We start from the raw sequence: 15,597 nt of genomic DNA on the forward strand, positions 1-15,597 counted from the left end.
TTCGCAGCCGTTGTCCTCAGTCAGCTTCCATCGATTCGCAGCATGGATAATGCACTGTGATGGTCGGAGAGAATAAACGACAACACGCCTACTGGAGTCAGCAGCCTGAGCAATTGCTTGCTCAACTGGAGACCAGCCAGTACGGACTCTCGACAGAGGCCGTAGAACGGCGACGTGGTGCGGCTGAACGGCGCCAACTGCAACGCAAGGCTGGGCCCTCGCCTGTTAAGATTCTGATTCGTCAATTTCGCAGCCCACTGGTGCTCATTCTGGTGTTTGGTGCGCTGATTTCGATGGTGGTCCGAGACTGGGTCGATGCGACCATCATTTTGGCTCTTGTACTGGGCAGCGCACTGCTCGGATTTTATCAGGAATATCAGGCCTCGGTATCGCTTGCAGCGCTGCGGCGCAGGCTGGCCTTGACGTTACAGGTGCTGCGGGATGGCAAGGCCGCTTCCATCGATGCAGACCGCATCGTTCCGGGGGATGTGGTGCTGCTGTCAGCGGGCAATCTGGTGCCCGCCGACGGCATCATCCTGGAGGCCCGGGATTTCCTGGTCACCGAATCGGCCCTCACCGGGGAATCGTTTCCTGTCGAAAAACGGCCAGGTGTCGTGACACCGTCAACTCCACTGGGCCAGCGTACCAATTGCGTCTATCTGGGCAGCTCGGCACGTAGCGGCACTGCCCGGATGCTTGTCGTCACAATCGGGCGCGATACCGCCTTTGGGGAAATCAGCGAACGCCTTGGTGAGCAACCGCCGGAAACGGACTTCTCCCGGGGCGTGCGACAATTTGGCTTCCTGCTGCTCCGTGTTCTGGTTGTACTGGTCGTGTTCGTTATGGCAGTGAATTATCTGCTGGAGCGTCCGATGATCGAATCAATGCTGTACGCCATAGCCATAGCGGCCGGCATGTCGCCTGAGCTTCTGCCCGTCATTGTCAGTGTGACCCTTTCCAGCGGGGCGAGAGCAATGGCTCGCCGCGGCGTGATTGTGCGTCACCTGGAATCGATTGAGAATCTGGGCAGCATTGATGTTCTCTGCACCGACAAAACGGGCACGCTCACGGAAGGCGTTATCACTCTGAGCGCTGCCGTCGATTGCGCAGGGACGCTTTCGCCAGACGTTCGCCGCCTGGCGTTGTTTAACTCCTTGTTGGAGACCGGCATTGAAAATCCTCTGGATGCTGCCGTCATCAGGGCATGCCAGGACGATTTGCCGAAGCTTGTCCTGCCCCGGAAGGTCGACGAAATACCTTATGATTTCTCTCGTAGACGGCTGACCATCGTCGTTGCGGATAGCACGGATCTGTCGCGTCATCTGATTATTACCAAAGGCGCTTTTACGAATGTGCTCGAGGCTTGCACCTGCCACTCGGACGGGGGCGTTAACACTCCGCTCAACAGTGAACACCGCGCCCGTTTGACATCGTGGTTTGAGGCACAAGGCAAAGACGGCTGCCGTGTGCTGGCGGTGGCTACTCGTTCCGTCGCGGCCCGGAATGGGTACACCTGGGAGGATGAGAAAACAATGACCCTGCAGGGCTTTCTTCTGTTTTTCGATCCACCCAAAGCCGGGGTAGCCGATACGATTGCGGCGCTGGCGCGCCTTGGAATCCGGATCAAGGTCATCACTGGAGACAACCGATTCGTCACCGCGCATCTTGCTGAATCCCTTAAACTGTCGCCACAGGCCATGATCACCGGCGCAGAGCTTGCGAGTATGAGCGACAAGACGCTGTGGGAGTGTGTGGAGGATGTGGATCTGTTTGTTGAAGTCGATCCGCAACAAAAGGAGCTCATTGTCAGGGCATTACAGCATGCCGGACACGCCGTCGGCTATCTGGGCGACGGTATCAATGACGTTCCGGCACTGCACAGCGCGGACGTTGGCATCTCAGTGGATGACGCGGTGGACGTGGCCCGTGAGAGCGCCAGTGTTATTTTGCTGGAGCCGACACTGGACGTGTTATGCGACGGAGTGATGGAAGGCCGGCGTACCTTTATGAACACGCTCAAGTATATTGGCATCACCACCAGTGCCAATTTCGGCAATATGGTTAGCATGTCCCTGATGACGCCACTACTGCCGTTTCTGCCATTGTTACCGAAGCAAATCCTGCTCAACAACTTTCTCTCCGATCTGCCGTCCCTGGCCATTGCGACGGATCAGGTGGACATTGACGATCGTGCCTACCCGAAGCGCTGGGATGTCCGGGCGTTGCGTCGCTACATGCTGACCTTCGGGCTAATCAGTACCGTGTTTGACCTGATTACCTTCTTTATCCTGTTGCATGTATTCACAGCAGGAGAAGCGACTTTTCACACCGCCTGGTTTGTAGCTTCACTGATCACGGAACTGGCGGTGGTACTGGTACTGCGAACCCACCATGCCATGTGGCGTAGCCGTCCATCACGCTTGCTTGTTGTCGCCACCCTGCTCGTTTTTATTGTGGCACTCATGGTCCCTTACCTGCCGGCACTTAACTGGCTGCTGGGGTTTGTATCACTGCCACTCGGCATGGTGGTGTCGTTGTTGGGGATAACCGTCGGGTACATTGCCACGACTGAACTCGTCAAGCGACGCTACTTTGCTTGAATTGAGCTGTTGGCATCAACGTAATCCGGAATCGAACCGATCGGCGCCGGTTGAGTAGAGCAAAAGCGCAACAGACGGTCCGGCAGACTCAAAGAGCGGACACAATCAATAATCGGTTCCACTGCCAGGGCGAGTACCAAGGCGAAATTCTTAGACAGTGTCCTGGCAAGTGGCAGAGAAAGTGGCGGGCAGAGCGAACCGCAGCCACTTAAACTGGTCAAAAATGAAATGACCGGAACGAGCCCCATTGCTCAGGAATGGCGCGTGACAGGAGACTCAAATGACTTCACCCGGCAACAACCAGGGCCAGCCACCAGCCGATAATCCTCAAGCCTCTGTGCCAAAACAATATTCGTTTTTGTGGCTCAGTGCCGCCATCTTTCTGATGGTGCTTTGGTTGCAGGAAAACCGACAGCCTCACTTGCAGGAGCTGGCGTATTCGGATTTCAAATCCGCCGTGGTCAATGAGCAGATCGCTGAAATCACTCTCAAAGAAGACAACATAACGGGTCGTTTTACCGACCGAGGCAAGGCATCGTTCCGCACTGACACCGGGGAAAGGGACAGCGAAGGCTTCCACACCGTTCGTCCACCCATAGCCGACGATTCTCTGCTGCCACTGCTGGAAGACCACGGCGTGACTATCCGGGCATTGCCTACGGGCCTGACCTGGTGGCAGGAGCTGATAAGAGGCTTTCTGCCCTGGCTACTGCTACTGGCTCTGATGTTCTGGTTCTGGGGCGCCGCACAGAAACGCATCGCCCCGGGTGGCCTGTTCGATTTTGGCCGCTCAAAAGCCAGGCGCGCGCGAAAAGAGACCTCGACTACCACACTGGAAGATGTCGCGGGCATCGAATCGGCCAAACGCGATATTGCCGAAATCATCGATTTTCTCAAGTCTCCGGATAAATACCGGGCACTGGGCGCCGTGATGCCCAAAGGGGTGCTATTGGTGGGTCCACCCGGCACCGGCAAAACCTTGCTGGCCCGCGCCATTGCCGGTGAAGCCGAAGTCCCGTTTTTCAGCATCAGTGCGTCGGAGTTTATTGAGATGTTTGTCGGTGTCGGCGCTGCGCGGGTTCGGGACCTTTTTCTGGAGGCCCGCAAGGAAGCACCGGCACTGATTTTTATTGACGAACTGGATGCGGTAGGTCGATCCCGGGGAGCGGGTCTGGGGGGCGGCCACGATGAGCGGGAGCAGACCCTGAATCAGATCCTGACCGAGATGGATGGCTTTGAGGCCCATGAGAATGTTCTGGTGCTGTCGGCCACCAACCGGCCCGATGTGCTCGACAGCGCTCTGCTCCGTCCGGGTCGTTTTGACCGCACGATTACTTTGGACCGTCCCCACCGGGACGCGCGCGAGGCCATTCTGAACGTACATGTCCGCAAAGTGCCGCTGGCAGGCGATGTCAACCTCGCACAGCTGGCGGGCCGCACGATCGGTTTGTCCGGTGCCGATCTGAAGAACCTGGTAAACGAAGCGGCCCTCACCGCCGCACGGGAGAATCTCAACTCCGTCAACGCTCATTGCTTCGACGTTGCTCACGATCGCATCGTTCTGGGACAGGAGCGGGACTCCCGACTATCCCCCGCTGAACGGGAAGTAGTGGCTTATCACGAGTGCGGGCACGCGATCATGGCCTATTACATGCCCAAAGCCGACCCTCTCACCAAGGTGACCATTATTCCGCATGGTGTGGCCATGGGAGTGACCGAACAAACCCCGCGGGAAGACCACTACCATCTCACCGAAAGTTACCTGAAAGACCGTATCAAGGTGATGCTTGGCGGACGCTCCGCCGAGAAAATCATTTACGGCGAGGTCAGCACCGGCGCCCAAAACGATTTGAAGGAGGCCACCACGTTGATCCGGCGAATGATTGGTCAATGGGGTATGAGTGAAAAAATCGGACCACTGGGTTTGAGCATTGGCGAAGAACACGTTTTCCTGGGGCGGGAAATGGGGCTGCCCAGGGAGTTCAGCGAAAAAATGGCCGAGCTGATCGATACTGAAATCCAGGCTCAGCTAGTGGCGTTGGAAAAAGCCACACTGGAATTCCTCACCGAGCATCGGCGTCAGCTGGAGCTCCTGACCAAAGCGGTCCTTGAGAAAGAAACTCTTTCTTTAGAGGAAGTTGGTGAAGTTATTGAAAGTGAAAAGAAAAGAAAAACGGCGTGATTACTCTGCCCAACGACAACCTTTTTCACAACGGAAGTCGATTTATACCCGTCAGCGTTTCTGGGCAGTGCCGTTTTCCATTGTTTACTGAGTGCGAACGGTTATCGATAACCCCTACCAGGATTCGTTTTTCGGTCGTAATTCCACCTGGAATGACTGGGCGGACGTCGGCTGTCGGGTGATCTGGAAAATAGCGTGGGCAATATCATGCGGGTTGAGCTTATCGTCGAGTTGTTGACCTGCCACGGCCTCAGCGTCCACCTGACCATCGATGATGACCAGTGCTACGTGGACACCCTTTGGGGAAAGTTCCTTTGACAGTGACTGTGCCATGCTGCGTTGAGCCGCTTTACCGGCAGCAAACCCGGTTGTGTTCAGGCCTCCTCGCAGAGAGGCCGTGGCGCCGATAAATACAATATTACCGTGACCCTCGCTCACCATCGCCGGCGCGACTGCCTGGGCCGCTGCCAGCGCACTCAAGGCGTTGACTCGCCAACTGCTTTCAAAGTCATCCAGGCGCGTATCGGTAGCTTTTGCCCAACTGCCGGCACCAGCGTTATAGACCAGCGTGTCAACCGAGCCATATTCCAGCACTACCGCATCAAGTGCAGCAACGATACTGTCAGGATGGTTGGCATCGGCGGCATAGGCTTTGGCATGGTCGAACGACGCAGCCAGTTGACTGCTTAATGTCGTTGAGCGGGAAATCATCGCGACGTTGTACCCCTGCTCAGCAAATTGACGGCTGATAGCGGCCCCGTTGCCAGGGCCGATACCAATTATGACGGCGGTCGGTTTGCGGTTGTTCATGGCGCTGTCTCCTTGCGTTGGCGTATTCGCGTGCGGGTCTGGGAAGGTTATCTTCAAGACTACGCCCAGCTTGACACATTAGCACGGGGCAGCAGCGCACCTGTTGCTCTAAGCAAACGTTCAGGTGCCATATTCAACGTCAGAGAAAGCATGTCTCGCTGGCTTTGGAGGGAGAGCCTAAGTCAGACCCATCCAGTGCTGGAAACCGCAAAACAGGGGGTTGTTTGTAAATCTATCGTGCAAGGCATGTCGATACATGCCGTTCAGGGCAAGACTGTTTATCGATCCGATTGCCAATTCGCTGCACCCGAGTCATCATTCCATAACAGTGACGGTGACACTGGGTGTGTTATCCAGGTTCAGAATTTCCAGAAAGGGGTGTTAAGTTTTTGGTGGACGATTTCAGGCGAAAATCCAGCATCGTTCAGCAGACGACTGTCCAGGCTCAACACCAAATGGGTGAAGTTACGCTTCATTCTCCAGCCTTTGTACAGCGATACGGCTCTTTTCATCTCAACTCCTAAATAACCAGTGATAGCCAGTGATAACCAAGTGGCGATTTCTCTTCGAAACCGGTCTCGAATTGGCGCGTAGAATAATTGTAAATTGGTGCCTTAAAAATACTTGGAAACCCCTATGTGCACGTTTCGGAGGGGATTTTTGGGTTTACAGGGCATGAAAGTCAGGCCACATTTGAGGTGCTCGAACAGGTTTGTCACGATGACTGGACGCAGCGTCGCCAACCGGATGGCATTACCTTGCCTGCGGGGGAAAAACAGGTGCCACGAGCGACATTTTGAGCCCCGCGAGTTCACTATTATCATGACCGCTACCCGACTCGGATCATCTGCATTAGACTCGCTGAGTTCAGACAAACTGCTAATAACTCCAGCCTTCTAATGGGTATAAGATGGGTGTTGGTATAGAGATTGGCCCCAGAAGGCTGAGCCTTACATCCTGCACTGTGCGAGGACCAAAAGGGGCTTCGGGGCGAGACCTGACATTGCGCAGTATCCGGTGCACGCATGCAACGAATCATAGACGCCGCCCCTATCGACGAGTCATCAGCTTGCCGATTGCATATGCGCCCTGTCAGTCCTGTACCTCAATGAATCCATTGCTACTCTGAGGGAGTTTATCTTGACCTACGCACGAATTGTCGGCACGGGATCTTGCCTGCCCGAAAATGTCATGACAAACAGCGACATGGAGAAGATAGTCGAGACCAGCGATCAATGGATTCGCGAGCGCACCGGCATCGAACAACGCCACATTGCGGTCGAAGGCGAAACCACGGTCAGTCTTGCTGAGGAAGCTTCGCGTCAAGCCATCGAAGCGGCAGGAATCAATCCGCACGACATTGATCTGATCATCCTTGCAACGTCAACGCCCGATAAAATTTTCCCCAGTTCCGCGTGCATATTGCAGGCCCGGCTCGGCATCCACGGCTGCCCCGCTTTTGATATTCAGGCGGTCTGCAGTGGTTTTGTGTATGCCCTCTCGGTGGCTGACAAGTTCATCAAAACCGGCAGCAGCAAGAAGGCATTGGTGGTGGGTTCGGAAGTGTTTTCCAAAATCATTAATTGGGAAGACCGGGGCACCTGCGTGTTATTCGGGGATGGCGCGGGAGCGGTGGTTTTGGAAGCCAACGAGGAAACCGGCATTCTGTCGACCCATATCCATGCTGATGGCCAGTACGAAAACCTGTTACGGGTCCCTTACGGTATCGCCGATGGCTATGAGCATGTCAAAGCCGGCAAGGCGTTTGTGGAAATGAAAGGCAACGAAGTCTTTAAAGTGGCGGTAAATACGTTGGGCAAAATCGTCGACGAAACCCTTGCCGCCAACCATATGAAAAAGTCCGACATCGACTGGCTGGTCCCCCATCAGGCCAACCTGCGCATCATCACCGCGACCGCCAAAAAATTGAATATGTCCATGGACCAGGTCGTTGTCACCGTTAATAAGCACGGTAACACCTCGGCGGCATCGATTCCGTTAGCACTGGACGTTGCGGTGCGCGATGGCAGGATCAAGAAAAACGAAATATTGCTACTGGAAGCGTTTGGGGGCGGGTTTACCTGGGGATCTGCCCTGATCAGATACTGAACCGGTCGGTTGAATCGGCCTCAAAGGCAGTGCATCTTCGTTGCTTTCACTGCACTCTCGCTACACTCTGACCAGTCTCTGCCCCCTGCCATTGTGCCCGACCTCACCAAGCCGGGCACTCACTCGGTACAGGTTCGCAGACGCCTACTCAGGCACTGGAAAGGATGGCCAACAGTTTTTGCGTATGCTCCGCAGTCTCACTTCCAAGGCTTGTCAGATAACCCCCGTCTTTTTGCGTGATTAAGCCTTTCTTGTAGAGCCGCTCGGCGGCGGCGACCGTTTCAGGGGCAGCCGAATGCTGATGCACCTTAATGCCCTCCTGGCCAGAAGACAGATTGAACAAAGCCAATAGATTGAGCTCTTCGATATGATCCGGCGAAAATGGCATAGTGATTCCTTGTCTTATTGTTGGAACTGCTGTGTTGGGCATTGGTTACTCTGTAGTTTTATACGAATATTCGCCATCCTACAAAGGTGACAGATCATCACGCCGTCGACATCCGTTCAAACACATGTGTGTCGCATGCCCTTTTACCGGTTGTCCGAAAAATATTTCTCGTGAATCCGGTCAACAGTTCCTGCCGTTTTTATGGTTTCCAGCGCCTGTCGGAATTTCTGTACCATCTCTGGGTCACTGTCCTTGCTGAACGCGATGTACAGTTGGTCAGACAGATCATCAATTCGCCATACCCGCTCAAATTGAGACCGGTCCAGTCCCTGTTGCCTGACCTGGTAGTTGAACGACGCCTCGTCGTACGCGATCAGATCCACCCGGGCTCTGGCCAGTCGTTTCAGGTTCTGGGTGTCCCTTGAGACCACATCCAAGGTACTAAAACCCTGATCTTTCAAATAACGGGTGATGACGTCGGCCTTGGAGCATCCGATGGCATAGTTTTTCGCGTCGTCCAGCGAGTTAACCACAATATCATCGCGTTTTTTTAACCGGTAAAGCGACGTCTGATAAGGCGCAATCGCTCCGATCCACTCAAACTCGTCTTCCCGCTCGGGAATTCTGGCAATAGAGTAAATCAGGTGATTTTTCTGACTGGAGGCCAAACGGTACGACCTGGCCCAAGGATAGAACTTTATGTCGATATCCATATCCAGTTCCCGCAGGACCGCTAATACCACTTCGGTTGAAAGGCCTTTGGGTTCACCGTTTTCCTGAAAATTGTACGGCGGGAAATTTTCCGTCACGACGGTAACGGCCTGGCCAAAACACAGTACTGGCACCCAGCAACACAAAAATACGACAGCAAGTCTGTTCATATACGTTTCACCAATACATCAGGACAAGTGGTCCTACCCGCGAAAAATAGCCAGTGTCTCTATTGATGACATACGAGCAAGTTGGATTCTGGGCCTGTTTTGTTATGGTTTTTAGCTCTGGACGCGGCAACCACTGTTCCGTGACGACCTGAGGTTGCCGGCCGCATTCACAACCTCTTTTCGTGGCGAGTCAGCTCGCGGTAGAGCGTGTCTTTTAAATGAGCACGTTCGATTTTCATATCGTTGAAGTGATCGTCACTTGTTGGAACTTCCCGGACTTCCAGACCCCGAATTTTCTTGTCCAGCTCATCGTAGCGTTTACTGAGCTTTCGAAAGTGGTCGTCCGTCTTATTCAAATTACTGATGTTTTCACGATGTTGCGGGAAATCAATAACCAAAGCATGATCACTGATGGACATTGCGAAGTCTCCCTTGAATTGGCCAGTAAACATTCAACATGGCAGTGGTTGGTTATGGGCCGATGCAGCAAAAACATTAGCTTTCACCAACTGTTAAAGGATTCGAGCCTCTTCTAAAGTATACATCTGATCGTAAAAAAGGCCTGATGGTGGGTTTTACGCCTGATCTCCCAGTCCGCGAGTGTGGCGCGCACCGACATACGATCCGGCGGCATTAATGCCCTAACTACCCCCACCCATGCCACTAAAAAAACTCGTTAAAACGACCAAGGCAATAATCCATCCGATGACGGCTGGCCAAAAATTCGTCATTTTTGGTGAGCTGGCCTGTTCTTGCTCACGTTCTGAGTCATGGCTATCCGGACGTTGTGCTGACTCGATTCTGGCTGTGTCGTGGGGAACTTCGGGCGTTTGCATCGGTAAACTGTCCCAACCAAACCAGTCACCCAGATAACGCACGACATCCGATGGGAATGCGCCATTTTCGGCCAGCGGCCGCACGTCCTGCTCCAGTTCACGGCCAATCTGTTGGCGCATGGCCTCTTCATCGGCTGGGGGTTCCGCCAAAATAGCCCGCCATACCGAAGGATCCTGAGCGCGCGCGGAGTCATTCAGCATTGCCCTGACCTGAATAACCGTTTCCCTCGCGATCTGCTGTTCTTTTGCACTCAGGCGTGGGCGATCCTCCTCTGACTCGGGGGCGAACTGGCTCTCAGCCGTTGCCACAGACTCATCGTGACGGTGGGCTGGTGTCGGGTTACTCACGCCGCACTCTTTCAGCGCCTGGCGATAGGCATCCTCCAACACCTTTTGCTCGTCCCCTGATACAAACTTTCGCTGAACTTCAAAGGCCTCGTCTATTTCAGACCGGTGCCGGGTAGGCTCAATCCCTAGTACATCCCAACAACTCATCGTCACTCGCTCCCTCATAGGTTGATTCACTGCAATCTCGATAAATATCGAAAATTGGCTGACAAATTGCGCATTATTAATATAAGTTAACCCGATGCTTACGCTGTCTCGAACCTGTGCGACCTTACCAAAAAAAGAATGTCTCTTACGATGATTTTACCTGCTTCGCGAAACGTCTATAAGTCTGTGTTCAATGTCTTGATTGGCGTGGCCTTCACGCTGGCGCTTCCGGCCTATGGCCAGAGTGACCTGCCAGAGCCGCAATGGGGCGCTTTTGATTCGTCAGGGACTGAAGAGGATTATTCGTTTCTATTGGAGTCTCCGGTTCCAGAGGTTCTGACAACAACCCGTCTACGGCAACCAAAGTCCAAAGTACCCGGCACCACCACGGTGTTGCAAGGTGACTTTATTCGCCAACTGGGCATTCTCAATCTGGTGGAAGTCTTCCGCCTGGTGCCCGGGATGACCGTGGCAGAGGTGGGTAGTAATAAACCCGTGACCAGCTACCACGGGACAGTCGCCTACGATCAGCGACGGCTGCAGGTCCAGATTGATGGTCGGACTGCCTACCAGCCCAATTTGGCGGGCGTTGAGTGGCAGTCCATGCCCGTTGCCATTGAAAGTATTGAGCGCATTGAAATCAGTCGGGGCCCTAATGCCGCTGCTTATGGCATCAATGCCTTCCTCGCTACGATCAACATTATTACCAAATCCCCAGAAGATACCCAGGGGGTCAATTTGCACGCCAGTTATGGCAGGGGTGGCCACAAAACATTCTATGGTTCAGTCGGTGGCGTTGATGAAAGTTACCAATGGCGGCTCGCCTACCAGCGCAGAGAAGACGACGGCTTTGATTTCCAAATAGAGTCTTCCATGCAGGAACCCTTCAATGATGGGTATTCCTTTAACCTGCTGACCTACGATGCCAATAAACCGTTAGGGAATGGTCAAAGTCTGGATATCCGGCTTGGTGTCACCGAAGGGGTTGACGAGGAAGACCGACTCAAAGCCGACAATTTTGAAACCCAGCCCAACATACTCGTTAACGATTATTATCTCCAAACACGCTGGAACGTCACGCTCTCCAGTCATCATTTTTTTCACCTACAGGCAAGTTATCAGGATTATGGCCGGCGCCAGCGCTGGCGTTGGTGCCCGGATGGCTTTGGTCGGTGCTTCACAACCAACCAGGACATTGACGAATCACGGCTTGAATTTGAACTTCAGGATACGTTTGCTTTTACACCGGACGTCCGGTTGGTTTCCGGTTTGGACTACCGCCAGGACCGGGTTGAATCCGATACGTATTTCAACGGCATTGAACACAACTATCAGGCACGTGTCTTTGCAAACCTTGAATACACGCCGCTTGAGCGTCTGACCTTTAATTTTGGCGGTAACTACGAGACCACCACCAACCTTGACGGAGGTTTTTTTTCGCCCAGAGTCGCGGCCAATATCCAGTTAGCAGAACACCACACCCTGCGCTTTGTGTTCTCAAAAGCCGTCAGAATTCCGAGTACATTTGAACAGAATGCTGACTGGGGTTATCGCATGAGCAATGTGGAACCCCCCGGACCCAACGGAGAGTTTGAAGGCGAACGTTTTCTTCCCGATCTGTATGCTTTCGAAAATCTTGAGCCATTTCGCGAAGAACGCATTATATCCCGTGAAATCAGCTACTTCGGCCAACATAAGTTCAACCATAGCCTGTTGTCCTTTGAGGTTAAGTACTTCCATGACCACATCAGGGATGTCATCAGCGGATTCTTGAGCCCAGAGGACTGGAACCTGGAAAACAATGTCGCTTTGGATCAGCAAGGTTTTGAGGTCGAGACGTCGTTGGAATTCCGTGAAAGCCAGTTCCGCGCAAGCTATGCTTACATGGATCAGAATGGGGAGTACCGTGGCCAACCCCAGAACCCGCCATTGTCCGCGGAAGAAAAGGAAAAATTCATTGATCTTGAAAGTCGACTCACGGCTCAGCATTCTGGAAGCCTGGCGTGGATACAACGCTACGACTTCGATATTACAACGGCTGCTGCGTTTTATTTCGTGGATTCCTTTAAAAGAAACCAATTCCAACGAGCGGATTTACGGGTGGCAAAAGCCTTCCATCAGCCAAGGTTCAGTTACGAGTTGGCGTTCATCATGCAGCACTATTTCGACGATTTTCCGCCCCAAAGCGTCGACAACAATATTAAAGACCTTAACCAATATTTTGTTGAAGCGAGTATGAGATTTTAAACGGAGCTTAGCCTGCTTCCCCGGGGACAGGCTAAAGACCAGGGCTGGTATGACAAACACACATCGCCAAACAGACAGACTTCGCCGTGCTGGCAAGCTAACAGGCTTAATGGGCCTGGCGTTGGTTTTATTGCTGTTTTTCCCCGGTGAGTCGTTCAGTCAGAATGGTGTGTTCCCTAACCCCAAGCACCCGGACCAAGTGTTCGTGGCAGGATCCGGCAATACCGCTTTCAATCTGCATTTTGTTGAGCTTCTCAAGGCCAAGCTCGGCCCCGAAGTCGATATTACACCCTATTCCGACAGCGCGAGTATCGCCCAGCCCGAGACCCTCGTAATCTCACTCGGGGCCAGAGCTCTGAGCCGAGTCCACCAGCAATCCCCTAAACCCCCGACCTTGGCCCTGATGGTCAGTGAGAAACAGTTCTCTGGCTACCGCGACCGGTCGGGGGCCAGAATCTCGGCGATCTATAACGACCCGCCGCTGCTGCAACAAGCCCTCCTGGGCACTTTGATTTTGCCGCAAGCGACCCGAATCGCGTTGCTGGTTCGCCCGGGTGAAGAGAAAGATTTCGAGCCACTGATCGCCAACCTGAGGAAACTCAACCTTGATGGCCGAGTGTTTACTGTGGATGGCAATGACACTCTGATAGCCACCTTGTCGCGAGCACTCAGCTATGGTGACTTCCTGCTCGCGCTGCCGGATGAAGTCATTTTCAATCCGCGTACCATCAAGCACATCCTGCTGACGGCTTATCGCAGAAATCGAATTGTGATCGGGCCAAACCGGGCGTTCGTCGGCGCCGGTGCACTTGCATCAACCTATACCCCAATCACGACGGTGGTTGACGGTGTTGCCAGACACCTGAACGCCTATAGCGCGTCCGGACAATTGTTGCCTGCAGATCATCCGTCGGATTTTGCTGTTGATGTGAACACCCAGGTTGCACGATCCCTGAATATCCCCGTTCGCGATGTCGCCACTTTAGAGCGTCTATTGAAAGAACAGCTCAACGCGCTGCCGACAGGAGTTACCCCATGAGCCCGACAAAGTCCAATCGCCGGACCTTGGGACGTCAGTTGCTGTGGCTCGGTGCGCTGCCGGCCATTGTCATGTTTCTGGTGCTGATGACCTTTTTTACCTCAGCACGACTTGAAGATGCCCGTCGCGACATGTTCAACAGCAGCCAGCTGTTAGCCGATAACCTCGCGCCAGCCGTCGAATACGCGGTTGTGTCGGGCAATTCACGGGCGTTGAATCAAATTATTGAACGGTCGATCAACCGGAGCAGTGTTGAATGGATCCGGATTACCGACGTTCTGGGCAGCGAAGTCGGATATGTTAGCCGTGCCAGCCACTTCGACACTGACCAGCAGGACAGCATTCAGGTGTTTGAGTCGGATATTCTTCAACAACCCCTGGATATGCAGAGCAATAGTCGTATTGAATGGTTCGAGCCCGATTACAATCTTGGTTCCGGTGCATTGAGGGTTGGCACCGTCAGTGTCGGCGTATCGGAAGGACGCTTGGCTGAAAAACGAAGTGATATCATCTGGACGTCTCTCGGTGTCGGCATAGCACTGCTGATTTTTACCTTGCTGGTGATCAAACAGATGCTGACCACGATCGTTGGCCCGATTCGAGGGTTGTCGGACCATGTAAAGGATCTTATCAATCGCAAGTACACCAAAACGACCGTCAGTCAGAGAGGCGCATCCGCTGAAATCGTTGAAGTTGAACGTAACCTTAACGCCCTCGCTGCACACTTGGCGCACCTGCAGGAATTACAGAGCCAGACTCTGTCAGTATCCGAAAGTGCTCGTGAACGTGCAGAATCGGCCAACCTCGCAAAATCTGAATTCCTCGCGGTGATGAGTCACGAACTCCGGACACCGTTAAATGGGGTGATCGGCATGGTGGAACTGGTGGCCGACGAGCCACTGACAGAACGGCAACTCGACTACCTGACGACTGCCAGACGTTCAACAGAAGACCTGCTGACCGTAATCAGCGACATTCTCGATTTCTCCAGGGTCGACCGGGGCAAATTGGTTCTTGAGAATGACGAATTCGATGCCCGTGAATTGATTGAAAACTGCGCTGCCACGTTCCGGCATGTCGCCGAACAGCAGAAATTAAGGCTAAGCGTCAGCTTTGATGGCCCGTGGCCAGAGGCGGCTCCCCTGGTAAAGGGTGACGCGCCTCGCTTCCGCCAGGTGATTGCATGCTTGCTGGACAATGCCATTAAGTTCACCGAAGACGGCGAAGTGACGATTGCGACCCAGTGGCAACCTCTGGAAGAGGGCTGCATTGTCCTAAACTGCGAAGTAAAAGATTCGGGGGCCGGAATTCCGAGCGATCGGATGAAGGAGATTTTCAATAGCTTCGAGCAACTCGACAACTCCCACTCACGGCAACACGGCGGCACCGGCATTGGCCTCGCGCTGGTACAGAGACTGATTGAGCTGATGGGAGGCCACATCCGGGTTGAAACCGATTTGGGTGTCGGGTCGTCGTTCAAATTTGAACTGCCGTTCGAGTTGACGGGAAGTTTGTCTGAGAGTACTCAAGCGCTGCCTGAAACGTCCGCGTCTTCCGGTCCGGTCCGACTGTCCCCGAACAGAGCGCTTGTGGTGGAGGATAATCCCGTCAATCAAAGGGTCGCGACCGCTTTGTTAAACCGACTGGGGTTTGATGCAGACGCAGTAAGCAATGGCCAGCAAGCGGTGGATCGCGTACGGGCAAGCCATGGCAGCTACGACATCATCTTGATGGACTGCCATATGCCCCAGATGGATGGTTATGAAGCAACCCGTGCCATTCGAGAATGGGAGTCGGCAACAGGGTCACCGCGATCACCAATCATTGCCCTGACGGCCGATGCTTTACCAGGCACCGAAACGGCTTGTCACGACGCTGGTATGAACGACTATTTGGCCAAACCCGTTCGCAAAGAAAGCTTACGCATCGTATTGAGTCGCTGGATCAAACTGTGAAGGAAACAGGTGGGTAAGACGGGGAAAGTAAACACCCTGAGCCGCGGATTAACCG

The 15,597-nt window shown here is 53.7% G+C and carries 12 protein-coding genes; 6 read left to right on the plus strand and 6 right to left on the minus strand.

Translation table 11 applies throughout. From position 1 onward, the window contains the following. Nucleotides 1–59: 59 nt before the first annotated feature. Both mgtA and ftsH read left to right on the plus strand, forming a co-directional pair. The gene (gene mgtA, locus GRX64_RS02530; protein WP_166263625.1) at nucleotides 60–2,600 is read left to right on the plus strand and encodes a magnesium-translocating P-type ATPase; all 2,541 of its coding nucleotides are present in this window, start codon (nucleotides 60–62) and stop codon (nucleotides 2,598–2,600) included. 280 nt (nucleotides 2,601–2,880) lie between these two features. After that, nucleotides 2,881–4,782: an ATP-dependent zinc metalloprotease FtsH gene (gene ftsH / locus GRX64_RS02535; RefSeq protein ID WP_166263626.1), complete on the plus strand. Its 1,902-nt coding sequence runs from the start codon at nucleotides 2,881–2,883 to the stop codon at nucleotides 4,780–4,782. Nucleotides 4,783–4,896: 114 nt separating this feature from the next. Here the strand turns inward: ftsH and GRX64_RS02540 are convergent, their stop codons facing one another. Beyond that, nucleotides 4,897–5,592 (minus strand): SDR family NAD(P)-dependent oxidoreductase, encoded by a 696-nt coding sequence (locus tag GRX64_RS02540; protein ID WP_166263627.1) that lies wholly within the window; start codon nucleotides 5,590–5,592, stop codon nucleotides 4,897–4,899. Nucleotides 5,593–5,951: 359 nt separating this feature from the next. Further along, complete coding sequence (locus GRX64_RS02545; RefSeq protein WP_166263628.1) at nucleotides 5,952–6,104, minus strand: hypothetical protein; 153 nt, start codon at nucleotides 6,102–6,104, stop codon at nucleotides 5,952–5,954. 628 nt (nucleotides 6,105–6,732) lie between these two features. Here GRX64_RS02545 and GRX64_RS02550 point away from each other — a divergent pair. After that, nucleotides 6,733–7,701: a beta-ketoacyl-ACP synthase III gene (locus GRX64_RS02550; protein WP_166263629.1), complete on the plus strand. Its 969-nt coding sequence runs from the start codon at nucleotides 6,733–6,735 to the stop codon at nucleotides 7,699–7,701. Nucleotides 7,702–7,849: 148 nt separating this feature from the next. Here the strand turns inward: GRX64_RS02550 and GRX64_RS02555 are convergent, their stop codons facing one another. From GRX64_RS02555 to GRX64_RS02570, 4 genes are all read right to left on the minus strand, one after another. Further along, nucleotides 7,850–8,089, minus strand: a complete 240-nt coding sequence (locus GRX64_RS02555) for a TIGR02647 family protein (RefSeq protein ID WP_166263807.1) — start codon at nucleotides 8,087–8,089, stop codon at nucleotides 7,850–7,852. A 143-nt stretch (nucleotides 8,090–8,232) separates the two neighbouring features. Beyond that, nucleotides 8,233–8,970, minus strand: a complete 738-nt coding sequence (locus GRX64_RS02560) for a substrate-binding periplasmic protein (RefSeq protein WP_166263630.1) — start codon at nucleotides 8,968–8,970, stop codon at nucleotides 8,233–8,235. Nucleotides 8,971–9,137: 167 nt separating this feature from the next. Beyond that, nucleotides 9,138–9,389, minus strand: a complete 252-nt coding sequence (locus GRX64_RS02565) for an HP1242/YdcH family protein (protein ID WP_166263631.1) — start codon at nucleotides 9,387–9,389, stop codon at nucleotides 9,138–9,140. 222 nt (nucleotides 9,390–9,611) lie between these two features. Further along, nucleotides 9,612–10,301 carry a J domain-containing protein gene (locus tag GRX64_RS02570; RefSeq protein WP_166263632.1) on the minus strand — a complete coding sequence of 230 codons (690 nt, stop codon included), beginning with the start codon at nucleotides 10,299–10,301 and terminating at the stop codon, nucleotides 9,612–9,614. Nucleotides 10,302–10,451: 150 nt separating this feature from the next. Here GRX64_RS02570 and GRX64_RS02575 point away from each other — a divergent pair, with 150 nt between their 5' ends. The 3 genes from GRX64_RS02575 to GRX64_RS02585 are packed head-to-tail and all read left to right on the plus strand — an operon-like array spanning nucleotide 10,452 to nucleotide 15,542. Then, on the plus strand, nucleotides 10,452–12,548 hold the full coding sequence (locus GRX64_RS02575) for a TonB-dependent receptor plug domain-containing protein (RefSeq protein WP_235937492.1): 2,097 nt from the start codon (nucleotides 10,452–10,454) through the stop codon (nucleotides 12,546–12,548). A 49-nt stretch (nucleotides 12,549–12,597) separates the two neighbouring features. After that, the gene (locus GRX64_RS02580) at nucleotides 12,598–13,587 is read left to right on the plus strand and encodes an ABC transporter substrate-binding protein (protein WP_166263634.1); all 990 of its coding nucleotides are present in this window, start codon (nucleotides 12,598–12,600) and stop codon (nucleotides 13,585–13,587) included. Beyond that, a complete protein-coding gene (locus GRX64_RS02585) occupies nucleotides 13,584–15,542 on the plus strand; it encodes a hybrid sensor histidine kinase/response regulator (protein WP_166263635.1) in 1,959 nt (652 codons plus the stop codon). Before GRX64_RS02580 ends, GRX64_RS02585 begins: the two co-directional genes overlap by 4 nt. Nucleotides 15,543–15,597: the final 55 nt, after the last annotated feature.

This window comes from Marinobacter caseinilyticus (assembly GCF_011074955.1).
In the GTDB taxonomy this organism is placed as follows: Bacteria; Pseudomonadota; Gammaproteobacteria; order Pseudomonadales; family Oleiphilaceae; genus Marinobacter; species Marinobacter caseinilyticus.